Genomic DNA, 25,229 nt, shown 5'->3' with positions numbered 1-25,229 from the left:
GACAGCAGCGCCGGACGGTCGGTTATCCACAGACCGTCCGGCGTTGTCGTAGGAGCCGCCTATCGTGGACGGGGACGAGAGCAGGACGGACAGGGCCGGGCGTGCGGACCCTCGGGGGACAGAGCATTGGGCGTGACCATGGATGAGACCACCGGGACGGTGACCGGCACCGGCATCGACACGGGCGGCGAGAGCGAGGCGCAGCGGACGCTGCACCGCGTCTTCGGGTACGAGTCGTTCCGCGGCGAGCAGGGCGCGGTCATCGAGCATGTGGTGGCGGGCGGCGACGCGGTCGTGCTCATGCCCACCGGCGGTGGAAAGTCCCTCTGCTACCAGATCCCGTCCCTGGTCCGCCGGGGCACCGGCGTCGTCGTCTCGCCGCTGATCGCCCTCATGCAGGACCAGGTCGACGCCCTGCGGGCGCTCGGCGTCCGGGCCGGCTTCATGAACTCCACGCAGGACTTCGACGAGCGGCGCTCGATGGAGGCGCAGTTCCTCGCGGGCGAGCTGGACGTGCTCTATCTGGCGCCCGAGCGGCTGCGCCTGGACTCCACGCTCTCGCTGCTGGCCAGGGGCGAGATCTCCGTCTTCGCGATCGACGAGGCGCACTGCGTCGCCCAGTGGGGCCACGACTTCCGCCCCGACTATCTGGCCCTGTCCGTGCTCGGCGAGCGCTGGCCGGACGTGCCGCGCATCGCCCTGACGGCGACCGCGACGAACGCCACGCATGAGGAGATCACCCGCCGCCTCGGCATGCCGGACGCGAAGCACTTCGTGGCGAGCTTCGACCGGCCGAACATCCAGTACCGGATCGTGCCGAAGTCCGAGCCCAAGAAGCAGCTCCTCGCCTTCCTCAAGGAGGAGCACGCCGGGGACGCGGGCATCGTCTACTGCCTCTCGCGCAACTCCACGGAGAAGATCGCCGAGTACCTCTGCCGCAACGGCGTCGAGGCCGTTCCGTACCACGCGGGCCTGGACGCCGGCACTCGCGCCACCCACCAGGCGCGGTTCCTCCGGGAGGAGGGGCTCGTCGTCGTCGCGACGATCGCGTTCGGCATGGGCATCGACAAGCCGGACGTCCGCTTCGTCGCCCATGTCGACCTGCCCAAGTCCGTCGAGGGCTACTACCAGGAGACCGGCCGCGCGGGCCGTGACGGGGAGCCGTCGACGGCCTGGATGGCGTACGGACTCCAGGACGTCGTCCAGCAGCGCAAGCTCATCCAGGGCGGCGAGGGCGACGAGGCCCACCGCCGCCGGGCCGCCGCCCACCTGGACTCGATGCTGGCGCTCTGCGAGACGGTCCAGTGCCGCCGGGCGCAGCTGCTGACCTACTTCGGCCAGGAGCCCACGGCCGCCGCGTGCGGCAACTGCGACACCTGCCTGACCCCGCCGGAGACCTGGGACGGCACGGTCGTCTCGCAGAAGCTGCTCTCCACGGTGGTGCGGCTCAAGCGCGAGCGGAACCAGAAGTTCGGCGCGGGCCAGATCATCGACATCCTGCTGGGCCGCAAGACCGCCAAGGTCATCCAGTTCGACCACGACCAGCTCTCCGTCTTCGGCATCGGCGAGGAGCTTGCCGAGGCGGAGTGGCGCGGCGTGGTGCGCCAGCTGCTGGCCCAGGGCCTGCTCGCGGTGGAGGGCGAGTACGGCACGCTGGTCCTCACCGACGAGAGCGCGACGGTGCTCGGCCGCGAGCGGGAGGTGCTGCTGCGCAAGGAGCCGAAGAAGCCGACGTCCCGGTCTTCGTCGTCCTCGTCCGGCGGCGGCAAGGCCAAGGCCGCCGCCGACCTCCCCGAGTCCGCCGTCCCGGTCTTCGAGGCGCTGCGCGCCTGGCGCGGGGCGACGGCGAAGGAACAGGGCGTCCCGGCGTACGTGATTTTCCACGACGCCACGCTGCGGGAGATCGCGACGCTGCACCCGGCCTCGCTCGCGGAGCTGGGCGGCGTCAGCGGCCTGGGCGAGAAGAAGCTCGCGACGTACGGGGAGGGCGTGCTGGAGGTCCTGGCCCAGACGTCCCCGGGAACAGCCCCGGAGGCCCCCGTACCTGCGGCCCCGGCCCCCGCACCACGTACGACGGCCCCGGCCCCGGCCCGTACGCAAGCCCCGGCCGCAGCCCCGCAGCACAGCGACCCCGAGTTCGGCTGGGACGAGGAACCGCCCGAGTACGAGTGAGGCACGGACCGGGCGGCGAGGAGAAGGGCGGCCGGACCTATCCCAGGTCCGCCGCCCGGCGGCGGGCCGTGATCGCCGTGAGGTCCAGATCGACGGGGAACGGCACCGACACCTTCATCCGGTCGTGGAAGATCCCCGTCGAGGTGTACGCCCCGGTGGCCGGCTCCCGCTCGAAGACGTAGACCACCGCACGCCCGTCGTGGTTCTCCACCCGCCAGTAGTGGGGGATCGTCGCGCGGGCGTACTTCACGGGCTTGGTCTCCCGGTCGCGGGACCGGGATTCCGGGGATACGACCTCGATGGCGAGGCGCACCGACTCGGCGGGAAACCGGGTCTGGTTCGGGTCCTGGATGACGTCACCGTCGATGACGATCACATCGGGCTCGGGCCGGTTGTAACGGTCGATGTCGACGGTGAACTCGCGCACGACCTCCAGCTCGGGCGGTGCCAAGGACTGCAGCTGCCAGTTGAAGAAGTCGACCGCTCGCGAATGGAACAGGGTCTGCGGACTCACGAAAACGAGGCTCCCGTCGATCAGCTCCGTGTGCGGAGGCAGATTCGGGAGTGTGTCCAGGTCATCGGCGGTCCAGCCGCCCTCGGGCGGGACCGCCCACCGCGGCTCGGAGGCCTCGGGTTCGATGCTCATCATTGCTCCCATGGAGAGGAGTCGCGCGGGCCCGACCAGCGTATCCGCCGGGAACGGGATCCGGGTGACCCGAACGTGTGAACACCCCCTGCGTCGCTGACCTGCACGCTTTCATTTCTCGCGGATGCGCCGGGCCTTGGCCACGAGCGTCCGGGGCAGCTTCGGCCCCGCGCACGCGTAGTCGATCAGCAGATTCCGGTAGGCGGGGTTCGTGAGCTCCGGCGCCAGGGTGATCAGGGCCCTCAGGTCGTCCGGCGAGCCGGACTGGCGGGTGCGGTAGGCGGCGGCCGCGGCGCGCAGGGAGACTTCGGCGGGTTCGTGTTCCAGGCCCTGTTCGACGAGGCTCGCGGCTGCGGCGAAGTCGCCCTGCTCGGCCCGTACGTCCGCCAGGTCCAGGTAGAGGGACCAGTTGGCGGGTTCCAGGGCCACCGCGGATGCGAAGGCCGTCGCCGCTCGGTCCAGGTCGCCCATCACCCGCCAGGTGCTCCCCCGGGCGACCGCGGTCCATATGACCCGCTCGACGGCATCGGCACGGTCGCACAGGGCGAAGGCCAGCTCGTAGCGGCCGCAGGCACGGGGCAGGCGGGACATGGCGGCCAGCGACTCCGGAACGGGGCTGCGTTCGGAGACCACCTCGATGGCGTGGAACCAGGGTGCGAACCGCTCACGCGTCTCGTCGGTGTCCAGGTCGTGGCCGTAGTCCAAGGTCCGCAGACACGCCTCGGCCAGCGCCTCGGCACTCACCGCGCCGAGAAAGCGCCCGTCGCCGAACCAGGGTGCGGCGCCCCAGGACACATCGGGCCGCACGCCGGTGACCGAGCCCAGGGCCATGGCCGCGTCGTCCATGTCCCCTTCGAGGAACAGGAAGTACGACTGAGCCAGGACGGCGCTCAGGGAGCCGTCCTCCTGGAGGCCCTTCTCCAGCTCCGGGCGCCGGTCCTGCCACAGCTCGGCGAGGGCCGCATAGGGCTCCGGGGCCGCCGGCGCCGAGGAGATCGCCCCCACGAGCAACTCGACGGCGCCGACCGGGTTTCCGCCGCAGTGCGCCAGCACACCGGCGAGGCCGACTCCCGCGGCCACGGACTGATCTGACATGGCCAGAGAATATCCATGGCCAAAGGTTCTGGGAGCCCGGCCTGATCGGCAAGACACCCCTAGTCCCCGCCCCCTCCGCAGCCGCCGCCCCCGCCCCCGTCGCCCCAACCGCTGCCGCCGTCGCTGCTTCCGCCGCTCCCGCCGCTGGACTGGTTCTGGCGGACGTTGTGGTGGACCGCCGAGGCGAACCACAGGGCGCGGCGTACGGTCTTCATCGCGGAGCGGCCCTCGCGGCCGGCGGTGGTGAGGGTGCCGGCGAGGCCGGTCGCCGAGACGAGGCCGGCCAGGGCGCGGCTGCGCTGGTCGGGGAAGCCCCGGGCCTCCGCCTGGCCGAAGTGCCAGCGGGTGGCGCCCGTCAGGTCGGGGTCGCCCGGGAAGTGGCGCTGGTAGGGGATCAGGCCCAGGAAGCGGCGGGTCTCGCGGCGCAGGATGCCGCGTTCGACCAGGTGGTCCAGGTGGTGTTCCTCGGCGTTGCGGCCGTAGAGCCGGATCCAGCTCCTGGCGCTGGTCCCCGGGCGGAAGCGCTTCTTCTTGGCGGACGGCGGGTCGAGCGTGCTCAGCAGCGAGGCGAGCAGCGGGTGGGCCGGGTCCAGGGGGTTGACCACCTGGACCCGGCCGCGCTCCTCGCGTATCCGGCCCTGGAGCTCCAGCTCGGCGAGGACCGCGCCGGCCGTGCCGTACCGCAGATACGTGCGGTCGCAGAGCGGCTTGCCGCGCTCCGGGTCCAGCGTCAGCAGGAGCAGTTCCTCGGGGAGCGTCAGCGCGGAGGCGTCGTGCGTCATGGCGCGGTGACGATCCTTCCGGTCACATCGCCGAGGCCCACCCGGGTGCCGTGCGGGCCCGGGGCCCAGGCGGTCAGCGTGACCGTGTCGCCGTCCTCCAGGAACGTCCGCTTGCCCTCGGGGAGTTCGAGCGCGTCGCGGCCGTTCCAGGTGAGCTCCAGGAGCGAGCCGCGCTGGGTGGGCTCGGGGCCGCTGACGGTGCCGGAGCCGTACAGGTCGCCGGTGCGCAGCGATGCGCCGTTCACCGTCATATGGGCGAGCTGCTGGGCGGCCGTCCAGTACATCGAGGCGAACGGCGGCTCGGCGACGACCTGGCCGTTGATCTCGACGGTGATCCGGATGTCGAAGCCGCCCGGCTCTTCCTCGTTCGCGTCGTCGAGGTAGGGCAGGAGCGGGAAGTCGCGGGCCGGGGGCGCGGTGCGGGCGGCGTCCAGGGCCTCCAGCGGGGTGACCCAGGCGGAGACGGAGGTGGCGAAGGACTTGCCGAGGAACGGGCCGAGCGGCACGTACTCCCAGGCCTGGAGGTCGCGCGCGGACCAGTCGTTGAGGAGGAAGAGCCCGAAGACGTGCTCGCGGAAGTCGGCCAGCGGCACCGGGGCGCCGTGCGTGGAGGGGACGCCGACGACGAAGCCGACCTCGGCCTCGATGTCGAGCTTCACCGAGGGCCCGAAGACGGGCGCCGGGTCGGTGGGCGCCTTGCGCTGGCCGCTGGGGCGCACGACGTCGGTGCCGGAGACCACGACGGTGCCGGAGCGGCCGTGGTAACCGATCGGCAGATGCTTCCAGTTGGGGGTGAGCGCGTCGCCGTCCGGCCGGAAGATCTTGCCGACGTTGGTGGCGTGGTGCTCGCTGGCGTAGAAGTCGACGTAGTCCGCGACCTCGTACGGCAGGTGCAGGGTCACCGCGTCCACCGGGTGCAGCAGCGGCTCGATGTCCGCGCGGTGGGCGGGGACGGTCAGCCAGGCGGTGAGCGCGCGGCGCACGTCACGCCAGGCGGTGCGGCCCGCCGCGAGCAGCGGCGTCAGGCTCGGCTGCGCCAGCAGCCCCGCGTACGGGGAGCCCAGCGCGTGGGCGGCGGCCCCGGCGTCCAGGACGTGGTTGCCGATGCGGACGCCGACCCGGCGGTCGTCGGGGTGGTCGGGGGTGGAGAACACACCGTACGGAAGGTTGTGCGGGCCGAAGGGGTCGCCCTCGGCCAGATCGAGCGGGCTGCTCTGCTCGGGCATGTGGTGCTGCCTCGCTTTCCAGGTCGCGTGGAGGACACGTTACGTCGGGGCTCCTACCCAGCGGCAGTGCCCTGACCATCCCCAACTGTGCGTATTGCCCGGAAAGTTCACCGGTTACCGTCGGTTCCCCCGGAAATCCGGGGGAACCGAGCGGGAAACACGCGCGCCGCTCAGCCCGCCGTGCGCGTGATGCGCTTCTCCCAGGTGCGGTGGAAGACGACTTCTCCGCCGTCCTTGCAGATCACCTCGTCGGAGGTGATGAAGTCCTGGTCGTCGGCGGCGATCTCGGACCGCGTCTCGATCTCCACGTCCCAGGCCATCTCCGGGCGGTGCAGCCGGATCCGCCAGTCGGAGCGGGTCCGCGCGGAGAGCGGGTCGTCCTGCTGGATCGTGTACGTCTCCAGGGCGTCCTCGGTGAATTCGAGGCCGTCCGGATAGACCCGCGTACCGCCGTAGCGCGGGTCGACCTCCAGCCGCCACTCGCCCTTGGCGACATCGCGGACCACGAGGCGTTCGGGGCGCGGCTCCTCCAGGGTGACCGGGTAGACGACGCCGAGCGGTTCGGACTGTTCCGGTTCGCCGAAGGTGATCGCCGGGTCCTCGGTGTGGCGGCGCACCGGCAGCTCGACGAAGCTGCCCTCGGCGTCCAGGGTGAAGCCCGCCGAACCGGCCTGCGGCCAGATCCACGGCCAGTACGAGGAGGAGACGGCGAGCCGGATGCGGTGGCCGGGCGGGAAGGTGTGGCCGACGCCGTTGAGGTCGAAGACGACGTCCTCACTCTCGCCGGGCGTCCAGTCGTCGGTGCGGTCGCGGCCGTGCCGGGCGGCGAGGTTGAGGACGCCCCGGGTGACCAGGGTGGAGGAGCCGTCGGGAGCCACGTCGCAGAGCCGGGCGATGGCCTGGCCGCGGGTCGCGTCCATCCGGATGCGGAGCTTCACCCGGGGGCGGCCGAGGATCTCGATCGGCGCCTCCGTGACCGGGAATTCGAACGACACCGACTTGGCGTCCTCGTCGCGCTGGTCCGGCGGCAGGTCCGCGTCGTTGCCGAACGGGAAGAAGCGGCCCGCGTCCAGGCCGGTCTGCTGCGGCGACGCGACGATCCGCTCGCCGCCCTGGAGGGCGTACGCCACCGGGTTCACGTTCTCCGAGGGCCAGCTCGCGTCGCCGACCCAGCGGCCGGGCAGCGTCTCGTACACCGTGGCGGGCGGGTGCGAGCCGCTGATCCAGGACCGCAGCAGCGGCTCCCGCATCACGCCCGTCTCCTTGCCCTTGAGGTGCTGGTCCCACCAGCGCAGCGTCTCCTGGAGGAAGCCGATCGCGGGCCCCGGCGGCAGCCCCCGGTCCGGATACTGGTGCGACCACGGGCCGATGATCCCGCGCACCCGGTCCGGGTCGAGGTGTTCGACGAGACGGAGGACGGTGTCGCGGTACGGGTCGTGCCAGCCGCCGACCGCGAGGACGTTCGCCTTGATCGCGCCGTAGTCCTCGCAGACGCTGCCGTGCTTCCAGTAGGCGTCGCGGCTCTGGTGGGCCAGCCAGGTGTGGATGAAGGGGTCGACGGCCTCCAGCCGCTTCAGCCACAGCTCCTTCCACTCGTCGCCGACCTGTGCCGGGTCCGGCGGACGGCAGACGAAGGCGAGCATGGTGGCGGCCCAGGCGTGCATGTCCACGGCGAGGACGGAGCCGCCCATGTAGTGGACGTCGTTGTCGTAGCGGTCGTCGGCCGAGCAGACGGTGACGATCGCCTTCAGCGGCTCGGGGGCGAGCGCGGCGATCTGGAGCGAGTTGAAGCCGCCCCAGGAGATGCCGAACATCCCGACCCGGCCGGAGCACCACTCCTGCTGGGCCAGCCAGTGGATGACGGCGACCCCGTCCTCCAGTTCCTGCGCGTCGTACTCGTCGCCCGGCAGCCCCTCGCTGTTGCCGTGGCCCCGGACGTCGACCCGTACGGAGGCGTAGCCGTGGCCGGCGTACCAGGGGTGGCGCTGCCAGTCGCGCGGTGCGGTCCAGTCGCTGAGCCGGTAGGGCAGGTACTCCAGCAGGGCCGGGACCGGTTCGTCGGTCAGCGGCCGCCAGATCCGGGCGTAGAGCCGGGTGCCGTCGGGCAGCGGGATGCGGACGTCCTCGCGGGTGGTCTCGTACGGGAACTCGGTCGTGATGTTCATGGGTCACCTCGGTGGGGGACGGGGTGCTTCAGGCGTACGGGTCAGTGGACGGGGTGCATCGTGCGCTTCAGCCAGGGCGCGGCGAGGATCATCGCCACACCGGCCGCCACGGCGATCGCCCCGTTGACGCCGAAGTACGCGGGGTTGGAGACCTCGCCGTACAGCTTCACGATCTGGGCCTGGATGCCGTTGGCCAGGGCGAGCGAGAGGAACCACAGGGCCATCGTCTGGCTGGCGAACGCCTTCGGGGCGAGCTTGGTGGTGGCGGACATGCCGGAGGTCTCCAGCAGGATGTCGCCGAGCCCGAGCAGCAGGTACGAGCCGACGATCCACCAGGCCGCCATGCGGTACGTGTCGTCGGCGTGGCCGGAGGTCGGCAGGACCATCAGCAGGAAGGAGAGCCCGCCGAGGATCACGCCGAACGCGATCTTGTTGGAGGCGTGCGGCTGGCGGGGGCCCATCTTCGCCCAGACCGCGGCGACGACCGGGGCGAGCGCGACCTCGAAGGCGCCGAGCGCGGAGGCGTACCAGCTGGCCGGGAAGGTGAAGCCGAAGATCTCGGTCCGGGCGTTCGTCGACGCGAGCAGCATCATCGTCGAGTACGCCTGGAAGAGGATGAAGTTGAAGACGACGGACCCGAGGAAGAGCACGACGTACGGACGCAGCCTGCCGCGCTCCTCGGCGGTGACCCGGGGCGAGCGGAACATCACCACGAAGTAGACGACCGGCGCGATCACCGAGATGACGGTGAGCACGTCGACGAAGCGGTCCATCGTCAGCCAGCCCGCGAGCGCCAGCGCGGTGGCGACGAGGGCGACCACCACGGCCCCGCCGATGATCAGCCGGACCGCGCGGCGCATCGCGTCGGGTGCCAGCGCGAATTCGGCGGCGTGCTTACGCCCGGCCAGGTGACGGCGGCCCGCGACGTACTGGATCAGACCGAAGGTCATGCCGATCGCCGCGGCCGAGAAGCCCCAGTGCCAGCTCAGATGGTCGCCGAGCCAGCCGGTGATCAGCGGGCCGGCGAAGGCGCCGATGTTGATGCCCATGTAGTAGAGGGCGAAGCCGGCGTCGCGCCGCTCGTCGTCGGTGCGGTAGAGCTTGCCGACCATGGACGCCACATTGGGCTTGAGCAGGCCCGTTCCGGCGCTGATCAGACCGAGGCCCACCCAGGTCATCGCGTCGGTGGGCACGGCCATGCAGTAGTGGCCGCACGCGATGAGGATGCCGCCGTAGAGCACGGCCCGGTACGAGCCGAGGATGCGGTCGGCCAGCCAGCCGCCCGCCACGGAGACCAGATAGACCAGCGTCCCGTAGGCGGCGGAGACGGAGGCGGCGGTGCCGGGGTCCATGTCCATGCCGCCGTTCGCCACCGTGTCGGCGAAGAACAGCACCAGGATGGCCTGCATGCCCAGGAACGAGAACCGCTCCCAGACCTCCAGGCCGGACAGGGTCATCAGGCCCCGTGGCTGGCCGAAGAAGGCGTGATCGTCCTCGGGCGGGGGCTGGGCCGGCTCGGTGTCGGCGGTGCTGTGGGACAAAGCGGAGACTCCTGATCGTATGAGCTGATCCCGAACATACCGGCGGTGATGGGAAGCCGCCCACGGTGATCCATAGCGGACCGGATACGCTGAAGTTGATTCGAGACTCAGCGACACATCGACATTGCGTGTGATCGTCAGCAGACAGGAGATGCCCTCGTGACCGTCGTCGGGCCGTTCGGACTGCACGTGCGGGACCAGGCTCTTGAGGCCGGTGTCCAGTCGGGCCTGGCAGCTGTCGAGGCGGGGCTGCTCGAAGCCACCAAGAGCGACGTGCCCTTCATCACGGACGCCGCCCAGCACCTGGTGCGGGCGGGCGGCAAGCGGTTCCGCCCGTTGCTGGTCATGCTCGCGTCACAGTTCGGTGATCCGGACGCGCCGGGAGTCGTGCCCTCCGCCGTCGTCGTCGAGCTGACCCACCTGGCCACGCTGTACCACGACGACGTGATGGACGAGGCCGACGTGCGGCGCGGGGTGCCCAGCGCCAACACCCGCTGGGGCAACTCCGTCGCCGTCCTCACCGGCGACTTCCTCTTCGCCCGCGCCTCCCACATCCTGGCCGACCTCGGCCCCGAGGCCGTCCGCATCCAGGCCGAGGCCTTCGAGCGGCTCGTCACCGGCCAGATCCTGGAGACCGCGGGCCCGCGCGACGGCCGCGACCCGGTCGACCACTACCTGGACGTGCTCAGCGGCAAGACCGGCTCGCTGGTCGCCGTCTCCGGCCGCTTCGGCGCGATGATGTCCGGGGCCGACGAGCGGACCGTGGACATCCTCACGCAGTACGGGGAGCGGCTCGGCATCGCCTTCCAGCTCGCCGACGACGTCCTCGACATCGCCTCCGACTCCCACGAGTCCGGCAAGACCCCCGGTACCGACCTGCGCGAGGGCATCCCGACGCTCCCGGTCCTGCGGCTGCGCGCCCAGGCCGCGGACGACGGCAAGCCCGACGACCTGGAGCTCGTCGAGCTGCTCGACTCCGACCTGAGCGGCGACGACGCGCTGGCCGAGGTGCTGCGCCGGCTGCGCGCCCACCCGGCGCTGGAGCAGGCCCGCCAGGACACCGTGCGCTACGCCCAGGAGGCGCGCGCCACGCTCGCGCCGCTGCCCGAGGGCTATGCGAAGTCCGCGCTGGAAGAGCTGTGCGACGCAGTGGTGCACCGGGCGGGCTGAGGTTTCGGCGCCGCTCCGCGGTGCCGTGCCGTCGCGGGCTGACGCGTCCTCACCCGGTGACCTACCCCTACTGGATGGCCCAGGTGCCCCGTCCGGTTGTCATACCGGAGCAGTAGGCGGAGTTGATCCCCCGGGCTGACGCTTCAAGCCGTCCGTTTTGGTCAGATGGATACCAACGGAAGCGCCGACCACGGAGGTAGGGCACACATGGACCCGAACGACAGCGCAGAGACCACCGGCGAGGCCACGGGCACTGTCGTGGGCCGCCGGAAGGCGGCGCGCTACATCGTCCCCGTCGCGGTCGCGGGGGTGGCGGCCGCGACCATCGGACTCGTCCCGGCGCTCGCGAACTCCGGCGACCCGGACCTGCCGAAGATCAGCGCACAGGAACTCATCGAGAAGATCGCCGCTTCCGACGAGGAACAGCTCTCCGGCACGTTCAAGATCAGCACCGACCTGGGCCTGCCCCTCGACGGCCTCGCGGGCTCGTTCGTCCCGGGCGGCGAGGGCGGCGACAAGGACGGCGGCGCGGCGGCCCCGCAGGACAAGCTCATGGAGCTGACGTCCGGCACGCACACGCTGCGGGTGGCCGCCGACGGCCCGGAGCGGCAGAAGCTCTCCATCCTCGGGGACGCGTCCGAGTACAGCCTCATCCACAACCAGGGCGAGGTCTGGGCGTACGACAGCAAGTCCGACGAGGTCTACCACGCCGAGGCCCCCGAGGGCCGGGACAGCGGCGACCACGCGGAGAAGGCCCCGAAGCTCCCCGAGGGCGCTCCGGCGACCCCGAAGGACTTCGCCGAGCAGGCGCTCGCGGCGGCCGGGGACACCACCTCGGTCACCGTGGACGGCACGGCGCAGGTCGCCGGGCGGGACGCGTATCAGCTGCTGATCAAGCCGAAGCAGTCCGGTTCGACGATCGGCTCGGTCCGGATCGCCGTGGACGCCGAGAACGGCGTACCGCTGAAGTTCACCCTGTCCGCGGCGAGCGGCGGCAAGGCCGTGGTCGACGCCGGGTTCACCAAGGTCGACTTCTCCAAGCCCGCCGCGTCCACGTTCTCCTTCACCCCGCCCAAGGGCGCGAAGGTGACCGAGGCCGATGAGCTGGAGACCGGCAAGGACGAGCGCGGCGCGGCACAGAAGGCGCTGCCCGGCCAGCTGGCCGAGCTGGACGGCTTCGAGGGCCTCAACGTCATCGGCGAGGGCTGGACCTCGATCGCCGAGATCAAGACCCCCGGCGGCAAGGGCCTCCCGGCGGCCGGCTCGGGCGATGTCCCGGCCGAGGCGCAGGGCTTCCTCGACGCGCTGGGCGACAAGGTCACCGGGAAGTTCGGCTCGGGCACGGTCTTCAAGACGCGCCTGGTCAACGCCCTGCTGACGGACGACGGCTCGGTGTACGTCGGCGCGGTGACGAAGGACGCGCTGGTGCGCGCCGCCGACGCTGCCGCCAAGTAGGAACCACGTAGGACACGCCGGGCAACCGGCGCCGGACACCGCCCCGTCGCACACTGTGCGGCGGGGCGGCGACGCCGTAAGGACCTGGCAGCCGCGCGGACGGGAGAGGTGCGACCGGGATGACGACGGGGACGACAGAGGCGGTCGCGGCGGACGGGGCGGGCGTGGCGGACGCCGCTCCGATCATCCGTACCCGTGGCCTGACCAAGCGCTACCGGGGCGGCCAGCTCGCCGTGGACGGCCTCGACCTGGCCGTGCCCGGCGGCAGCGTCTTCGGCTTCCTCGGACCCAACGGCTCCGGGAAGACCACCACGATCCGGATGCTGATGGGCCTCATCGACCCGACGTCCGGCACCGCCGAGGTGCTCGGCCGCCCGATGCCGGCGGCCGCCCGTACGGTGCTGCCGGAGGTCGGCGCGCTGATCGAGGGGCCCGCGCTGTACGGCTTCCTGAACGGCCGCGACAACCTCCTGCGGTACGACAGGGCCGACCCGACCGCCGACCCGCGCACCCGCCGGGCCCGGGTCGAGACGGCCCTGGAACGGGTCGGGCTCGCCGCCGCCTCCGGCAAGAAGGCCAAGGCGTACTCGCTCGGCATGAAACAGCGCCTGGGCCTGGCCGCCGCCCTGCTCCGGCCGCGCCGGCTGCTGGTCCTGGACGAGCCGACCAACGGCCTCGACCCGCAGGGCATGCGCGAGATCCGCGCCCTGGTCCGGGAGCTGGCGGCCGAGGGCACCACGGTGTTCCTCTCCTCCCACCTGCTGGACGAGATCGAGCAGGTCTGCACGCACGCCGCGGTGATGGCCCGGGGCCGGCTGATCGTCCAGGGCCCGGTCGCCGACCTCGCCGCGGGCGCCCGGGGCCGGCTCGCCGTCACCACCCCGGACCCCGGGGACGCCGCCCGCATCCTCCGGGAGCACGGGCTCACCGGCCTGAGCGCCGACGGTGACCGGCTCACCGCCGACGCCCCGCCCGCCGCCGTGGACCTCGCCGATCTCAACGCGGCGCTGGTGACCGGCGGGGTGCGGGTGCGGTTCTTCGGCGTCGAGCGCGGTTCGCTGGAGGACGCGTTCGTCGCACTCACGGGAGAGGGATTCGATGTCGCAGGCTGAAGCCGAACAGGTGCGCTCCCGCAGTCCGCTGTGGACGCTGGGTCTCCTCCGCTCCGAGATCACCACGCTGCTCCGCCGCCACCGCACCTACGCCCTCCTCGGCGTGCTCGCCGCCGTACCCGTCCTCATCGGGATCGCGGTCCGGATCGAGACGGGCGGCGGCGGTGGAGGCGGTGCGGGCGGTCCGGACGGTGGGGCGGGCCCGGCGTTCCTCGCCCAGGTCACCAACAACGGCCTGTTCCTCGTCTTCGCCGCCCTCGCCGCGACCCTGCCGGTCTTCCTGCCGATGGCCGTCGGCGTGGTGGCGGGCGACGCCGTCGCGGGCGAGGCGAGCAGCGGGACTCTGCGCTATCTGCTGGTCGCCCCGGCGGGCCGGACCCGGCTGCTGCTCGTGAAGTACGCCTCCGTCCTCGTCTTCTGCCTGGTCGCGACCCTGGTCGTGGCGGCTTCGGCGCTGGCGGTGGGCGCGCTGCTGTTCCCGGTGGGGGAGGTCACCACGATCTCCGGGACCCGGATCGGCTTCGGCGAAGGGCTCGTGCGGGCGGCGCTGACGGCCCTGGTCGTCGCGATCTCGCTGACCGGGTTCGCCGCGCTCGGGCTGTTCGTCTCGACGCTGACCGGCAGCGGGATCGGGGCGATGGCGGCCACGGTCGGGCTGCTGATCACGGTGCAGATCCTGGACAGCATCCCGCAGCTGAGCGGCGCGCATCCGTATCTGTTCTCGCACTACTGGATGTCCTTCGCGGACGTCCTGCGCGAACCCGTCCACTGGGACGACCTGATCAAGAACTTCCAGCTGCAGGGGCTGTACGTCGCGGTGTTCGGCTCGGCGGCCTGGGCCCGCTTCACGGCCAAGGACATCACGGCGTGAGAGGCGCTCCGGAGGAGCGCAAGGGGGTCTGGCCTGATCGGATCGGCGGAGGCCGCACGCGCCGTCGGCCGGGCGAGCCGTCCCCCGATCGGCTCGTCGCGGCACGAACGGCACGAACGGTGCGGACAACGGGAACGACACGACACGGTACGTTCCGTTTCCGCCTGGGTATTGTTCGGTCTTTGGCGACGAGATGTCAACAAGAGATTGGCTGGAACCCCCCTATGCTCACCGAATGATCACATCGCCGAGCAGCGTGCGACGCAGCGAACGATCACGCCGCGCGATCCTGCGGTCCGCTCTCGACCTCTGTACGGAGCGGGGGTACGGGCACGTCACGATAGAGGCCATCGCGGCCGGCGCCGGGGTCAGCAAGAAGACGATCTACCGCTGGTGGCCGTCGAAGGGCGCGGTCCTGCTGGAGGCGTTCACGGACGCCCTGATCGACGCCACCCCGTTCGTGGACACCGGCGACATCGGCGCCGACCTGCGCACCCATGTCGCCGGCGCGGTGAACCTGCTCTCGGTCCCGCCGTTCGGCCCGGCCTACGCGGGCATCCTCTCCGAACTGCACCACGACGCCCTCCTGGCCCAGCAGTTGCGGGAGCAGCTGGTCGACCCGCGCGTCGAGGAAGCGATCGGCCGGCTGCGCAGCGCCCAGGAGCAGGGCCAGATCCCGCCCGGCGCGGACCTCCCGCTGGCCGTCGAGATGCTGTACGGCCCGGTCTACTACCGCCACGTACTGCGCAAGCCCGTCCAGGACGAGGAGACGATCGCCACCCTGGTGGACCACGTACTGCGCTCGCTGCGCGCGCCGGGGTACTGAGCCCGGACGACAGGCCCTAGCCGAAGCACTCCAGGGCCAGCGGCAGGTCGTGCAGCCACGCCTGGAGGCGGGACCGTCTGCGGGCGGTGAGCAGGCACGGGTGGGCCGCGCCGTGGTGCAGGTGGACGACGACCTGGAGGTGCTTGGGGCCCGCGGCCGCGTACGTGACGGTGTAGATCTCGGCCCAGGTGTAGTGCGCCTCCGCGTTCTCCGGGCCCACGGTGACGCCCGACTCGTCGACCAGGAGGGAGCTTCCCGGGCCGACCGCCACGAACGTGAGGTCGATGTCGGCCGGTACGTCGCCCGCCGGGGCGAGTCGCGTCGGCGCCTGGTGCGGCAGGAAGCCGTTGGACGGCGCGTACGGGGGCGGCGGCGGGGCCACCGCCACGGTGGGGGAGTACGGGGAGTGCGGCGCGGCGGGCGAGGCGGCCGAGGCGTCCGGTACGAACAGGTCCAACAGGCCCGCCGGCGTGGGCCGCTGGTCCGGCTCCTTGGCCAGACACGCCGCCAGGACCGGCCGCAGGCCCTCCGGCACGGCGGCCAGGTCCGGCGGCTCGTGCACCGACCGGTACATCATGCCCATCGGCGTGCCCGCCCCGAACGCGCTGCCGCCCGCCGCCGCGACGAGCACCGCGCCCAGCGCGAACACATCGGCCGCGCCGCTGATGTCCTGCCCCTGGGCCTGCTCGGGCGCCAGGAACCCCGGCGTCCCGAACGCCATGCCGGTGGCGGTCAGACGGGTCGATTCCAGGGCCCGTGCGATGCCGAAGTCCAGGACCCGCGGGCCGTCCGGGGCCATGATGATGTTGCCGGGCTTCAGATCGCGGTGCACCAGCCCGCAGCCGTGGATCGCCGCCAGCGCCTCGGCCAGCGCCGCCCCGAGCTGCCGCAGCCGCATCTCGTCCATCGGCCCCTCGGCCTCCAGCAGCGCGGCGAGCGTGGGCCCCGGAACGTACGCCGTGGCCAGCCAGGGCGCCGCCGCCTCCGGGTCCGCGTCCACCACGGGAGCCGTGTGGAAGCCGCCCACGCTGCGCGCGGCCGCGACCTCGGCGCGGAACCGCTCCCGGAAGTGCGGGTCGCTCGCGAGCTCCGGTCGGGCCACCTTCACCGCCACCGCCCGCCCGCCGCGCGAACGCGCCAGATAGACGGTGCCCATCCCGCCGGCGCCCAACTCCCGCTCCACGGCGTACCCGCCGATACGTTCCGGCAGCCCGCCGCCGCCCGCCCCGTGCTCCATGCGCTGAACGCCCCCCTGTGTTCCGGCGGTTCAGTATGCCGCAGCTCACCGGGTGGCCCGGCGGCAGTCTTTGCCGAACGGTCGACCACGCGCCGCCCCGCCCCGGATAGCGTCCTCGTATCCCTTCAGTTCTGTTCCGTTCCGAGGCGCGGGCCTCTCCGGCATGCCCGGAGGAGCCCGCCGAGAGGTGTGTGCGATGAGCGTGGTCACGGTGTCGGAAGCGGCGGCGGCCCTGCCCCGGGCGTGGAGTTCGGCGGTGCTCGGCCGGGTGGGGACGGCCTCGGTGAAGGTGCTGCGCATGGACGGGCTGCCGGTCGAGGAGGAGCGGCACGGCGAGCCCGAGGTGCTGCTCGTGCTCGACGGCCGCCTCGAACTGTCCGTGGCGGGGGCCGCGGTGACGGTGGGGCCGGGCGAGATGTACGTGGTGGGCGCGGGCGTCGCCCACGCGGTGCGGCCCGGCAGCCGGGGGACGCTGGTCATCGTGGAGCGCTGCTCTCGAACGCCCGAGGCCTGAGGCTCGCCCGCCCCTGTCGGCCGTCCACCGGTGGCCGGGCCCCGGGCGCCGGGTGATGCTGGACCGGCGCGCGCCGGCTCGGGTGCTCCGGTGCGCCGGAGCCGGAGGGTGGGTGGAGCCGTGTCGGACGCCGAGGCCCCGTCCGGGCCCGAAAGGTCTCCCGCTGGGCCGGACCGGCCGGACCAGCTGGACGAGGCGGTGCTGGCCACGCTGTTCGCCCAGTCCGCCGTAGGCCTGGTCGTCCTCGACCCGCAGCTCCGGCTCGTACGCGCCAACTCGCTCGTCGAGGGCGTGGAGACCGGGGAGTACATCGGCCGCCGGTTCACCGAGGTCTTCCGGCTCGACGACCCGGACGGCGCCGAGCAGATGATGAAGCGGGTGCTGGCCGGTGAGGGCCCGGTCCGCGACCACCTCGTCCGGGGCCGGTTGCGCCGGATCCCCGGCGATCGGCAGTTCCTGGTCTCCTCGTACCGCATCGAGGGCTCCGGAATCGACCTCGACGGCACCGGCGGTACCGGCACGGGCGACGCGCCCGGCACCGACACCGGCAACGCCTCCGCCGGACCCGCAGAAGCCGCCGAACCCGCAGAATCCGCAGAATCCGCCCCACCCCCCGCCCTCGGCCTGCTGACCGCGGTCGTCGACGTCACCGAGCGGGAGCGGGCCCGGGCCCGGGAGAGCACGCTCGCCGCCGTGCGGGACGCGGTCGGCGGGTCGCTCGACGTCGCCGCCACCTGCCGCGCCTTCGCCGACGCCCTGGCGCCCGGTTTCGCCGACCTCGCCGTCATCGAGGTGGTGGAGGAAGTCCTGCGCGGCGCCGACCCGCCGGTGGGCCCGCTGCCGCCCGACACCCCGCTGTGCCGTGCGGCGAGCGGCCGGTGCGATGCCGTGCGGGACGCGGCGGAGGCCGGGAGCGGGCCCGGGGCCCGGCGGGTGCGGGACGGGGTGACCCGCCGCCTCCCCGTCCGTACGCCGTACGCGCTCGCCGTCGCCGACCTGCGGCCCCGGCTCGTCACGATCGGCCCCGACACCCCGTGGCTGGACACCGACCCGGACGGGGCGAGCGCCGTCGCGGAGGCCGGTGCGCACTCGTTGATCGTCGTGCCCCTCACCCTGCGGGGCGCGGTCCTCGGGCTGGTCAGCCTCTACCGCTGCGAGGCGGCCGAGCCCTTCGACGAGGACGACGTCACCCTCGCCATCTCGGCGGCCACCCGCGCCGCGCTCGCCGTCGACAACGCCCGCCGCTACGAGCGCGAGCACGTCATCGCCTCGACCGTCCAGCGGCGGCTGCTCCCGCAGGCCGAGCGGCTGCAGGCGGCCGTCGACACCGCGCACGTCCTGCTGCCCGGCCGGGACAGCGGTCGCTGGTTCGACACCATCGCCCTGTCCGGCGCCCGTACCGCGCTCGTCGTGGGCGGCGTCGCGGGCGAGGGGCTCCAGTCGGCCATCGTCATGGGCCAGTTGCGTACGGTCATCCAGGCGCTGGCCGGACTCGACCTGGAGCCGGAGGAGGTCCTCGCCCGGCTCAAGGACACCGCCGACCGCCTCGCCGGCGAACGCGCCGCCCTGCCCCCGGACGACTCGCTCCACGGCGAACCCCTGAGCGCGGGCTGCGTGTACGGGGTCTACGACCCGTTCACCCGCACCTGCACCGTCGCGCGGGCCGGGCACCCCGCGCCGCTGATCGTCGGCCCCGACGGACGGGCGGTCGACCTCGACGTACCGGAAGGGCCCGGGCTCTTCTCGGCCGACAGCGCCCTCTTCGCCCCCGCCGCCGTCACCCTGGAGGAGCGCAGCCTCCTCGCGTTCTGCACCGCCGAACTGCTCTCCGGCGACCGGGCCGCCGAACGCATCACCCAGACCCTCGCCCGGCCGGGCCGGAGCCTTCGGCAACTGGGCGACGACATCGTGTACGCGCTGCCGGACGACACCCGCTCCGCCGGCGCGGCCCTGCTCCTGGCCCGTACGGGTACGGTCTCCGAACACCGGGTCGCCACCTGGGACCTGGCCCAGGACCGCGCGACGCCCGCCACCGCCCGGGTGCTCGTACGCGACCGGCTCCAGGGCTGGGGCCTGGACGAGGACACCGTCGACGCGACCGAGCTGATCGTCAGCGAGCTCGTCACCAACGCCGTCCGCTACGGCACCCCGCCGCTGCGGCTGCGCCTCCTGCTGGACTCCACGCTCACCTGCGAGGTCCACGACGGCTCCACGGCCGCCCCGCACCTGCGGCACGCCCGGACCGTCGACGAGGGCGGCCGGGGCCTGTTCATCGTCTCCCGCCTCGCCTCCCACTGGGGCGCCCGGCACGGGCCGGACGGCAAGGTGCTGTGGACCGAACAGGAGCTACCGGACGATCCGGCGGCTTCGGCGGCTCCTGCGGGGTGAAGTCGCGCCCGCCGCGCCCGCCGATCGCGCAGAGTGGTCCCCATGACGACCCCCGCGGAACTGCTCCGCTCCTTCGCCCGCACCCGCGCCTCCCTCGACGGCGAGGAGGTCACGTACTGGTGGTCCGGAGACGTGTACTCCTGGGCCCCCGACGAGCCCTACCAGCGCGTCTTCGGCTTCGAGGGCCTCAACGTCTCGCGCCTGGTCCAGGACGCCGAGGCCGGGCCGGACGCGTACCAACTGCTCACCCGTGAGGCCGCGTTCTATCTGGATCCGGTCAGCCGCGAGATCCTGGAGACCTGGCAGGACCAGCCGGTGGTGCACGTCTGGAACGACCCGGCGAACCAGAAGTGGCGCCCCTTCCCGATCCCGACGACCGACCTCGGGGACCAGGTCTGCTTCAGCCTGGAGATCCCGCTCGCCTACCCGTCGCCGCTGCCGGTGGCCGAGTACCCGGTGCACTCGGCGGGGGACACGTACCAGGCGCTGGAGCTCTTCCAGTTCTTCGCGGACCGCGGCGACCTGGCGGGCCCGGCGCCCAGTGTTCCGGCCACCATGTCGTGGAGCCGGATGTCGCCGTGGCTGCCCTGGATGGCCCGGGGGCAGCGGCCCGGCGGCCTCACCTTCCACTGCCGGGGGCGCAAACTCGGCGCGTACACCGAGGTCCCCGAGCGCACCCGCGCCTATGTCGCCGCCCACCACCCGGAGTTCGCCCACGCCCCGGAGAAGTGGAGCGAGCCGAACGAGACGAGCTGGACCTACTTCCGCAAGCTCAACCCGCCTCGGGCGGCTAGCTAGCGGTGTGGCCGCCGGTCAGGCTGAGGGTGCCGACGACTTCGCGCTTGATCTGCTCGTCCGTGAAGACGATGCCGCCGGTGGCGCCGCCGCAGTCTCCGGTCTCGCACGGGTTGTGCGCTTCGCCGCCGATGAAGGTCGCATCGATGTCGTGGGCCACGAGCTGGGAGACCGCACCGGTTTCGGCGTCGCAGGTCACCTTCCCCACCTTCTCTCCGTCCGACATGCGAAGCCGGTAGTTCGCGAGTGCCTTGGTGAGCAGGTCGTCCTCAGCGGTCCAGTGGCTGTCGATGGTGGCCTGGCGCCCGTCCGGCAGCGTGGCGGGTCCGGTCACCGGTCCGGTGCTGATCCGCCCCAACCGTTCCTTCTCGGCGCCCGGCGTGAGCTGTACGGGATAGTCGTGGCCGCCGCGGTTGATGGTGCCGGAATACGGCGCTCCGAGGAGGAAGCTCTCGACGCTGCCACAGGCCGGCTTCCCGCTTCCCTGCCCGGCGGCAGGGGCGTCGGCGAACGGTACGGCGCCCGCGGTACCGACAGTGGTGGCCAGAGCCGCTGTACAGAAGGCGGCGGCAGCCGATGCCCTCCAGATGCGCATGCGGATCCCTCTCGTCTCGTCCCGGAGAGCCGGGCACGGTGCCCGACCCTCCGAGACAACGATCATCGGAGCCGGAAGAAACGCTCCTGCCCGCCGCGGCGGCGAGGCAGCGACGCAGCGACGCCGCGGAGAGCCGGTATCAAGGGACTGACCGGGGCCGACCGGGGCCGACCGTTCAGGGGAGCGTGATGTTCCGGCCCGGGCCGCCGTTGACGGTGTCCTTGCCGGGGCCGCCGACGATCAGGTCGTTTCCGCCCTCGCCGTGCAGCATGTCGTCGCCGGAGCCGCCGAACAGGAGGTCGTCGCCGTCCCCGCCCATGACGTGGTCGTCGCCCGGGCCCGCGTACACGACGTCGTCGCCGTCGTACGCCTCGATCATGTCGTCGCCCCGGCCGCCCCACAGCCACTGGTCGCCGTCGACGGCCATCAGGTGGTCGTTGCCGTCGCCGCCGTCCAGGACGACGCGCCCCATGACCATGTCGTCGCCCTCGTCGCCCCGCACGGTGTGCGCGGTGTGGGCGTGCAGCATGTCGTCGCCGGGGCCGCCGCTGACGGTGGCGACGCCCGGGTCGCTGGTGGCGATCTCGTCGTCGCCGTCACCGAGGAAGACGTCGATCCGGTCCGGCCGGGCGCTGTCGGTGGGCAGTTCGCAGACGACGTACGTCTCGTCGCCCGGGGTGAGGTACGTGCAGTGGTCGCCGGGCAGGAGCGGCACCGCGTCGCGGAAGCCGATGCGCCGGACCCCGTCGCCCTCGTCCATCGGGACCACGTGGAGGTCGTTGACCTGGCCCGGGGCGGCGGTGAAGGTGATGGACTGCTTCGCCCAGTCGGCGCCGACGCGGGCCTTGCCTTCGGCGGCGGAAGCGGCGGAAGCGGCGGACGCGGCGGACGCGGCGGCGGAGTCGGCGGAGGCGGCAGGGGCCGCGACCGCCGGGGACGCGGCGAGGCCGGTGGCGAGCAGGGCCACGACGGCCGACATCATCTTGCGCTTCACGACAGCTCCTCGGTGGGTCCGTGGGGGTTTCCCGCCCGCCCGCACCGAGCAGGAGGGGCAGGTGCATGTCAAGCGGTACGCGTGGCGGTGGGGCGCCACGCCGGTGACGGCAGCCTACCCGCCCTGGTCTAGACCAAGCTAGGGTCCGGTGCGATTCCGGCGCCGAACAGCCGCTCCAGGACCACCGCGACCCCGTCCTCCGCGTTCGAGAGAGTCACCTCGTCGGCCGCCGCGCGCAGCTCCGGATGCGCGTTGCCCATGGCCACCCGGTGGCCCGAACCGGCGAACATCGGCAGGTCGTTGGGCATGTCGCCGAACGCGATCGTCCGCTCGGCCCCGATGTCCAGCAGCTCGGCCGCCGCCGCCAGCCCCGTGCCCTTGTCCACCCCGTACGGAGCCAGCTCCACCGTGCCGGGCCCCGCCATGGTCACGGTCGCCAGATCGCCCACGGCCCGGCGCGCCGCGGCGGCCAGCTCGTCGTCGCCCAGCTCCGGGTGGCGCACCAGCACCTTGATGACGGGCTGCGCCCACAACGCGGAGCGGGAGCTGACGCGTTGGGCGGGAAGCGTCGGGTTCGGCATCCGGTACCCGGCCTCGATCAGGGTCACCCCGTCCACGCCGTCCTGGTCCACGGCGGCGAACACGGCCCCGACCTCCGCCTCGATCTTGCCGAGCGCGGTGTCGGCGGCCTCGCGGTCCAGGGTGGCGGACCGCAGCAGCCGCCCGCTCCCGGCCTCGTACAGCTGGGTGCCCTGCCCGCAGACGACGAGCCCGGTGTACGCCAGGTCCGCGAGCAGCGCCCGTATGCCGGGGACGGGCCGTCCGGTGACGATCAGATGCCGGGCGTCCGCGGCGGCGGCGCGGGCGAGCGCGGCGCGGGACCGGGCGCTCACGGTGTCGTCCGGGCGGAGCAGGGTGCCGTCCAGGTCCGTGGCTATGAGGGCATATGCGGGTGGCGTGGGCATGGGCCATAGCCTAGGAGGACCCGAACGGCCGCTTGCCCGCCAGGGGTGGATCGGATGTACGGATCGGCCGGGCGGGGTCCGCTGTCAGGCGGCCGTCCCGCCGGCGTTGCGGATGAGCCGCCGCAGCACCTTCACCGTGGTGACGTAGTCCGCGTCGGAGATGCCTTCGTGGAGCGCGGCGCGGATCGCGGGAGCGTTGCGCTTGAGGTCGACCCGCGCCTGTTCCCCCACCTCCGTGAGCCACAGCCTGCCGCCCGCGTCCCGGTTCAGCCAGCCCCGCTCCACGAGCGCCTCGGCCTCGACCGCCAGGTCGTCCTCGGGCCGGATGTACGAGGCCATGGCCTGCTGGAGCTCGGGGACGGTCATGCCTTCGCCGTCGGGCGAGATGTCGTTCACCGACAGATTGCGCAGAAGCCAGAACTGGGGCTGGGTGTAGCCCTTCTCGGCCTGCCGGTCGCGGGTGTACGCGATCAGCGCCTCGTAGGCGACACCGGTCCAGTAGGCGGCGGGCTGTCCGGCGAGTTCGGCGTCGGAAAGGTGGTGAGTCGTCATGGCACGTTCTCCCTCGGTGCTTCGGGGGCCCTGCGGTGGCCTCACGGGGACCGTAGGACCTCAAGCATGGTTGAGGGCAAGGGGGGAGCGGCTTGAGGTATCGGCCTGACCGGGCGGAGCGTCCCGGGTTGCACCTTCCGTAGCGGCATGTGGTCCGGTGGACCTACGCCCCGGCCCATCGAGGAGACCTCTGATCATGCATGCGTCTTTCGTTCCGCCGCGCCAGGTCAAGATCGGTGACGCGGCGGCCTTCGTCGGCACCACGCCGCGGGCGATCCGTCACTACCACGAGGTCGGCCTGCTGCCCGAGCCCGCGCGAGGCGGCGACGGCCGCCGCCGCTACGGCTACGAGGACATGATCCGGCTGCTGTGGATCCGCAGGACGGCCGATGCCGGGATCGCCCTGGACGACATCCGTGACGCCTTCGCCGGCACGGCTTCCGCCGATGCCGACAGCGACGACGGCATCGAGGGCATCCTGGAACGGCTGGAGGAGACGCTGCTCGCCCAGGAAGCGGAGCTGCGGCGGCAACGTACTGCCGTGCGGCGCATGCGTACCGAGGGCAGCCGGATGGGGCTGCTCTCCGGCTTCGTCACCGACCGCCTCAGGAGCCTGCCCGAGGGCTCCCTGCGCCAGGCGGACCTGGACAGCCTGCTGGTCACCGAGCGGATCTTCGGCCCTCTCGGCGCGGCCGTCCAGGCCTCCCGCTTCATCGCCCTGGCCACCCACCCGGAGCTGCGGGAGGAATCCGACCGGGTCGACGCCGCCGAGGAGGCCCTCGACGACACGGTGGCCGTCGACGATCCCCGGGTGGCCCGGGTGGCCGCCGAACGGTACGCCTTCGAGGAGATGCTGCCCGCCGTCATCGAGGAGTCCGGCCTGGCGGAGGACGACGACGCGCTCTTCGACGCCTGGGACGCGCTGCACCTCCCTGTCGCCGATGAGGGCGAGGGCGTGGCCGGGCAAGGCTCCGGCAGGGGGCACGGGTCCATGAGCGCATACGAAGCCACCGGCAAGATGCCCTACGACTTCTCCCCGGCCCGCCTGCGCTGCATGGAGCTGGCCGGGGAGCTCGCCGCCCACGAGTCCCCCGCTTCCCCGGACGCGACGTAGGGCGCCGGGCGGTCCCGTACGGCTCGCCGCCGACTCAGACGGTGCCGAAGTCTCCGGCTCGTACGCCGGCCACGAAGGTGGTGAACGCGGTGGCGGGGACGGTGAGGGCCGGGCCGCTCACGTTCTTGGAGTCGCGGACGGGGACGATGCCGTGCGGGGCGGCGAGGTTGGTGGCGACCTCGACGCACTGGCCGCCATTGTTGCTGTACGAGGACGTGAACCAGCGGGGTTTTTCGGTCTCGGTCGTCACGGGTGCCCCTTCGTGGACGGTCAGTTCACCGATGCGGATGCTGCGACTCACGGCTCTTGATACCCAGGACGGAGGCGGTGGACGCGTCGTCGTGAGCGGTGCGGTCATGATCCGGTCCGCCGCTCCGGGCAGAGCACGTCGGGTGCGCTGCGGTTCGGGGAGCAGGTCACCAGGGCGACGGAGTGGAAGACCGTGCCGTTGAGGTAGTGGCCGAGGGACAGGTCTCCGCCCCACGCGAGCCGTTCGACCGCCGCCCTGACGAGGAGGACCAGCCTCGTCGCCTCCCGGTCCTGCGCGGAGGCGAACCGGGGCGCGAACTCGGTGAGTTGTCGCCCCAGCCACGCGCCGGCCTCCTTGGGCTCCTCCCAGGTGCCCCGGATCGTCGAGGCCGGTTTCATGAGCCAGTGCGCCGTCTGGATCGGCGGTACGTCGGAGGCCGGGAACACGGCCACCGCCTCCCGGTACCGCTCGTGCACGTCCTGCTCGCTGGTCGCCGTCGGCGCCTGGCCCGGGGGCCTGCGGATGCTCTCCTTGTCGAACGTCCGCTTCTCCCCGAGCCAGGCGTAGCCGTGGTGGTGCACGGCGGCTCAGGCGGAGAGGTCGAAGCGGTCGGGGTCGATGCCCGCCGCGTCCAGCTCGGCCGTCGTGAACCGCAACGGCTCGGCGTCGGGGCGCTTGCTGTCGCCCAGGGCCCAGGTGTCCGGCCCGATCCGCGCGAGGGTGACGCACGATTCGCCGTCGGGGTGGGTGTTGCCGCCGCAGGC

General features: G+C 72.5%; 24 protein-coding genes. 10 read left to right on the top strand and 14 right to left on the bottom strand.

The annotated features are described in order from the left end of the window. Nucleotides 1-138: 138 nt before the first annotated feature. Nucleotides 139-2,172 carry a DNA helicase RecQ gene (gene recQ / locus G3I54_RS05055; RefSeq protein ID WP_164611541.1) on the top strand — a complete coding sequence of 678 codons (2,034 nt, stop codon included), beginning with the start codon at nucleotides 139-141 and terminating at the stop codon, nucleotides 2,170-2,172. A 37-nt stretch (nucleotides 2,173-2,209) separates the two neighbouring features. Here the strand turns inward: recQ and G3I54_RS05050 are convergent, their stop codons facing one another. From G3I54_RS05050 to G3I54_RS05025, 6 genes are all read right to left on the bottom strand, one after another. Further along, nucleotides 2,210-2,818 carry a Uma2 family endonuclease gene (locus G3I54_RS05050; protein WP_164611539.1) on the bottom strand — a complete coding sequence of 203 codons (609 nt, stop codon included), beginning with the start codon at nucleotides 2,816-2,818 and terminating at the stop codon, nucleotides 2,210-2,212. Between the two features lie 111 nt (nucleotides 2,819-2,929). Further along, the gene (locus G3I54_RS05045; protein ID WP_164611537.1) at nucleotides 2,930-3,913 is read right to left on the bottom strand and encodes a tetratricopeptide repeat protein; all 984 of its coding nucleotides are present in this window, start codon (nucleotides 3,911-3,913) and stop codon (nucleotides 2,930-2,932) included. Between the two features lie 59 nt (nucleotides 3,914-3,972). Beyond that, on the bottom strand, nucleotides 3,973-4,695 hold the full coding sequence (locus tag G3I54_RS05040) for a GPP34 family phosphoprotein (protein ID WP_164611535.1): 723 nt from the start codon (nucleotides 4,693-4,695) through the stop codon (nucleotides 3,973-3,975). Continuing rightward, nucleotides 4,692-5,921: a fumarylacetoacetase gene (gene fahA / locus G3I54_RS05035; protein ID WP_164611532.1), complete on the bottom strand. Its 1,230-nt coding sequence runs from the start codon at nucleotides 5,919-5,921 to the stop codon at nucleotides 4,692-4,694. Before fahA ends, G3I54_RS05040 begins: the two co-directional genes overlap by 4 nt. Nucleotides 5,922-6,091: 170 nt before the next feature. Continuing rightward, complete coding sequence (locus G3I54_RS05030) at nucleotides 6,092-8,086, bottom strand: CocE/NonD family hydrolase (protein WP_164611530.1); 1,995 nt, start codon at nucleotides 8,084-8,086, stop codon at nucleotides 6,092-6,094. 41 nt (nucleotides 8,087-8,127) lie between these two features. Beyond that, a complete protein-coding gene (locus G3I54_RS05025) occupies nucleotides 8,128-9,627 on the bottom strand; it encodes a peptide MFS transporter (RefSeq protein WP_164611528.1) in 1,500 nt (499 codons plus the stop codon). A 159-nt stretch (nucleotides 9,628-9,786) separates the two neighbouring features. Between G3I54_RS05025 and G3I54_RS05020 the strand changes: the two genes are divergently transcribed. The 5 genes from G3I54_RS05020 (at nucleotide 9,787) to G3I54_RS05000 (ending at nucleotide 15,061) form a co-directional block, all read left to right on the top strand. Continuing rightward, nucleotides 9,787-10,797 carry a polyprenyl synthetase family protein gene (locus G3I54_RS05020; RefSeq protein ID WP_164611526.1) on the top strand — a complete coding sequence of 337 codons (1,011 nt, stop codon included), beginning with the start codon at nucleotides 9,787-9,789 and terminating at the stop codon, nucleotides 10,795-10,797. Between the two features lie 207 nt (nucleotides 10,798-11,004). After that, the gene (locus G3I54_RS05015) at nucleotides 11,005-12,252 is read left to right on the top strand and encodes a DUF2092 domain-containing protein (protein WP_164611524.1); all 1,248 of its coding nucleotides are present in this window, start codon (nucleotides 11,005-11,007) and stop codon (nucleotides 12,250-12,252) included. A 119-nt stretch (nucleotides 12,253-12,371) separates the two neighbouring features. Beyond that, entirely contained in the window at nucleotides 12,372-13,364 is a 993-nt protein-coding gene (locus G3I54_RS05010) for an ABC transporter ATP-binding protein (protein ID WP_203685530.1), read from the top strand. Next, complete coding sequence (locus tag G3I54_RS05005; protein WP_164611522.1) at nucleotides 13,351-14,235, top strand: ABC transporter permease; 885 nt, start codon at nucleotides 13,351-13,353, stop codon at nucleotides 14,233-14,235. Before G3I54_RS05010 ends, G3I54_RS05005 begins: the two co-directional genes overlap by 14 nt. 235 nt (nucleotides 14,236-14,470) lie before the next feature. Beyond that, a complete protein-coding gene (locus G3I54_RS05000; RefSeq protein ID WP_164611520.1) occupies nucleotides 14,471-15,061 on the top strand; it encodes a TetR/AcrR family transcriptional regulator in 591 nt (196 codons plus the stop codon). Between the two features lie 16 nt (nucleotides 15,062-15,077). On the opposite strand, the gene G3I54_RS04995 is transcribed toward G3I54_RS05000, so the two are convergent. Continuing rightward, complete coding sequence (locus tag G3I54_RS04995; RefSeq protein ID WP_164611518.1) at nucleotides 15,078-16,298, bottom strand: serine/threonine-protein kinase; 1,221 nt, start codon at nucleotides 16,296-16,298, stop codon at nucleotides 15,078-15,080. A 196-nt stretch (nucleotides 16,299-16,494) separates the two neighbouring features. Here G3I54_RS04995 and G3I54_RS04990 point away from each other — a divergent pair, with 196 nt between their 5' ends. The 3 genes from G3I54_RS04990 (at nucleotide 16,495) to G3I54_RS04980 (ending at nucleotide 19,998) form a co-directional block, all read left to right on the top strand. Further along, nucleotides 16,495-16,812, top strand: coding sequence for a cupin domain-containing protein (locus G3I54_RS04990; protein WP_164611516.1), 318 nt, complete (start codon nucleotides 16,495-16,497; stop codon nucleotides 16,810-16,812). A 120-nt stretch (nucleotides 16,813-16,932) separates the two neighbouring features. Next, a complete protein-coding gene (locus tag G3I54_RS04985; protein ID WP_164611514.1) occupies nucleotides 16,933-19,200 on the top strand; it encodes a SpoIIE family protein phosphatase in 2,268 nt (755 codons plus the stop codon). A 42-nt stretch (nucleotides 19,201-19,242) separates the two neighbouring features. After that, nucleotides 19,243-19,998, top strand: coding sequence for a DUF1838 family protein (locus G3I54_RS04980; protein ID WP_164611513.1), 756 nt, complete (start codon nucleotides 19,243-19,245; stop codon nucleotides 19,996-19,998). Here the strand turns inward: G3I54_RS04980 and G3I54_RS04975 are convergent. The 4 genes from G3I54_RS04975 to G3I54_RS04960 all read right to left on the bottom strand — a co-directional run bounded on the left by G3I54_RS04975 (nucleotide 19,991) and on the right by G3I54_RS04960 (nucleotide 23,101). Next, entirely contained in the window at nucleotides 19,991-20,590 is a 600-nt protein-coding gene (locus tag G3I54_RS04975) for a hypothetical protein (RefSeq protein ID WP_164611511.1), read from the bottom strand. The genes G3I54_RS04980 and G3I54_RS04975 overlap by 8 nt on opposite strands. 175 nt (nucleotides 20,591-20,765) lie before the next feature. Continuing rightward, the gene (locus tag G3I54_RS04970; RefSeq protein WP_164611608.1) at nucleotides 20,766-21,569 is read right to left on the bottom strand and encodes a calcium-binding protein; all 804 of its coding nucleotides are present in this window, start codon (nucleotides 21,567-21,569) and stop codon (nucleotides 20,766-20,768) included. 143 nt (nucleotides 21,570-21,712) lie between these two features. Beyond that, nucleotides 21,713-22,549, bottom strand: a complete 837-nt coding sequence (locus G3I54_RS04965; protein ID WP_164611509.1) for an HAD family hydrolase — start codon at nucleotides 22,547-22,549, stop codon at nucleotides 21,713-21,715. A gap of 84 nt (nucleotides 22,550-22,633) precedes the next feature. Next, nucleotides 22,634-23,101 carry a MarR family transcriptional regulator gene (locus tag G3I54_RS04960; protein WP_164611507.1) on the bottom strand — a complete coding sequence of 156 codons (468 nt, stop codon included), beginning with the start codon at nucleotides 23,099-23,101 and terminating at the stop codon, nucleotides 22,634-22,636. A gap of 196 nt (nucleotides 23,102-23,297) precedes the next feature. On the opposite strand from G3I54_RS04960, the gene G3I54_RS04955 reads away from it, so the two are divergent. Next, nucleotides 23,298-24,215 carry a MerR family transcriptional regulator gene (locus G3I54_RS04955; RefSeq protein ID WP_164611505.1) on the top strand — a complete coding sequence of 306 codons (918 nt, stop codon included), beginning with the start codon at nucleotides 23,298-23,300 and terminating at the stop codon, nucleotides 24,213-24,215. 34 nt (nucleotides 24,216-24,249) lie between these two features. On the opposite strand, the gene G3I54_RS04950 is transcribed toward G3I54_RS04955, so the two are convergent. The 3 genes from G3I54_RS04950 to G3I54_RS04940 all read right to left on the bottom strand — a co-directional run. After that, entirely contained in the window at nucleotides 24,250-24,465 is a 216-nt protein-coding gene (locus G3I54_RS04950; protein ID WP_164611503.1) for a DUF397 domain-containing protein, read from the bottom strand. 104 nt (nucleotides 24,466-24,569) lie between these two features. Beyond that, nucleotides 24,570-25,046, bottom strand: a complete 477-nt coding sequence (locus G3I54_RS04945) for a hypothetical protein (protein WP_164611501.1) — start codon at nucleotides 25,044-25,046, stop codon at nucleotides 24,570-24,572. 6 nt (nucleotides 25,047-25,052) lie between these two features. Beyond that, nucleotides 25,053-25,229: DUF397 domain-containing protein (locus G3I54_RS04940; protein WP_164611500.1), on the bottom strand; the 177-nt coding region annotated here is incomplete at its 5' end.

This window comes from Streptomyces sp. SID14515 (genome assembly GCF_010548505.1).
Lineage (GTDB): Bacteria > Actinomycetota > Actinomycetes > Streptomycetales > Streptomycetaceae > Streptomyces > Streptomyces caviscabies.
The sequence above is the reverse complement of the archived record's forward strand: the minus strand, read 5'-3'. Positions and strand labels throughout refer to the sequence as shown.

Bases quoted from the DNA above. Each gene is read 5' to 3' on its own strand.
- G3I54_RS04990 (WP_164611516.1), top strand. From the start codon at position 16,495: ATGAGCGTGGTCACGGTGTCGGAAGCGGCGGCGGCCCTGCCCCGGGCG.
- G3I54_RS05045 (WP_164611537.1), bottom strand. From the start codon at position 3,913: ATGTCAGATCAGTCCGTGGCCGCGGGAGTCGGCCTCGCCGGTGTGCTG.
- fahA (WP_164611532.1), bottom strand. From the start codon at position 5,921: ATGCCCGAGCAGAGCAGCCCGCTCGATCTGGCCGAGGGCGACCCCTTC.
- G3I54_RS04995 (WP_164611518.1), bottom strand. From the start codon at position 16,298: ATGGAGCACGGGGCGGGCGGCGGCGGGCTGCCGGAACGTATCGGCGGG.
- G3I54_RS05040 (WP_164611535.1), bottom strand. From the start codon at position 4,695: ATGACGCACGACGCCTCCGCGCTGACGCTCCCCGAGGAACTGCTCCTG.
- G3I54_RS05015 (WP_164611524.1), top strand. From the start codon at position 11,005: ATGGACCCGAACGACAGCGCAGAGACCACCGGCGAGGCCACGGGCACT.
- G3I54_RS04975 (WP_164611511.1), bottom strand. From the start codon at position 20,590: ATGCGCATCTGGAGGGCATCGGCTGCCGCCGCCTTCTGTACAGCGGCT.
- G3I54_RS05010 (WP_203685530.1), top strand. From the start codon at position 12,372: ATGACGACGGGGACGACAGAGGCGGTCGCGGCGGACGGGGCGGGCGTG.
- G3I54_RS05050 (WP_164611539.1), bottom strand. From the start codon at position 2,818: ATGAGCATCGAACCCGAGGCCTCCGAGCCGCGGTGGGCGGTCCCGCCC.
- G3I54_RS04970 (WP_164611608.1), bottom strand. From the start codon at position 21,569: ATGTCGGCCGTCGTGGCCCTGCTCGCCACCGGCCTCGCCGCGTCCCCG.
- G3I54_RS04960 (WP_164611507.1), bottom strand. From the start codon at position 23,101: ATGACGACTCACCACCTTTCCGACGCCGAACTCGCCGGACAGCCCGCC.
- recQ (WP_164611541.1), top strand. From the start codon at position 139: ATGGATGAGACCACCGGGACGGTGACCGGCACCGGCATCGACACGGGC.
- G3I54_RS05000 (WP_164611520.1), top strand. From the start codon at position 14,471: ATGATCACATCGCCGAGCAGCGTGCGACGCAGCGAACGATCACGCCGC.
- G3I54_RS05005 (WP_164611522.1), top strand. From the start codon at position 13,351: ATGTCGCAGGCTGAAGCCGAACAGGTGCGCTCCCGCAGTCCGCTGTGG.
- G3I54_RS04980 (WP_164611513.1), top strand. From the start codon at position 19,243: ATGACGACCCCCGCGGAACTGCTCCGCTCCTTCGCCCGCACCCGCGCC.
- G3I54_RS04965 (WP_164611509.1), bottom strand. From the start codon at position 22,549: ATGCCCACGCCACCCGCATATGCCCTCATAGCCACGGACCTGGACGGC.
- G3I54_RS04955 (WP_164611505.1), top strand. From the start codon at position 23,298: ATGCATGCGTCTTTCGTTCCGCCGCGCCAGGTCAAGATCGGTGACGCG.
- G3I54_RS05030 (WP_164611530.1), bottom strand. From the start codon at position 8,086: ATGAACATCACGACCGAGTTCCCGTACGAGACCACCCGCGAGGACGTC.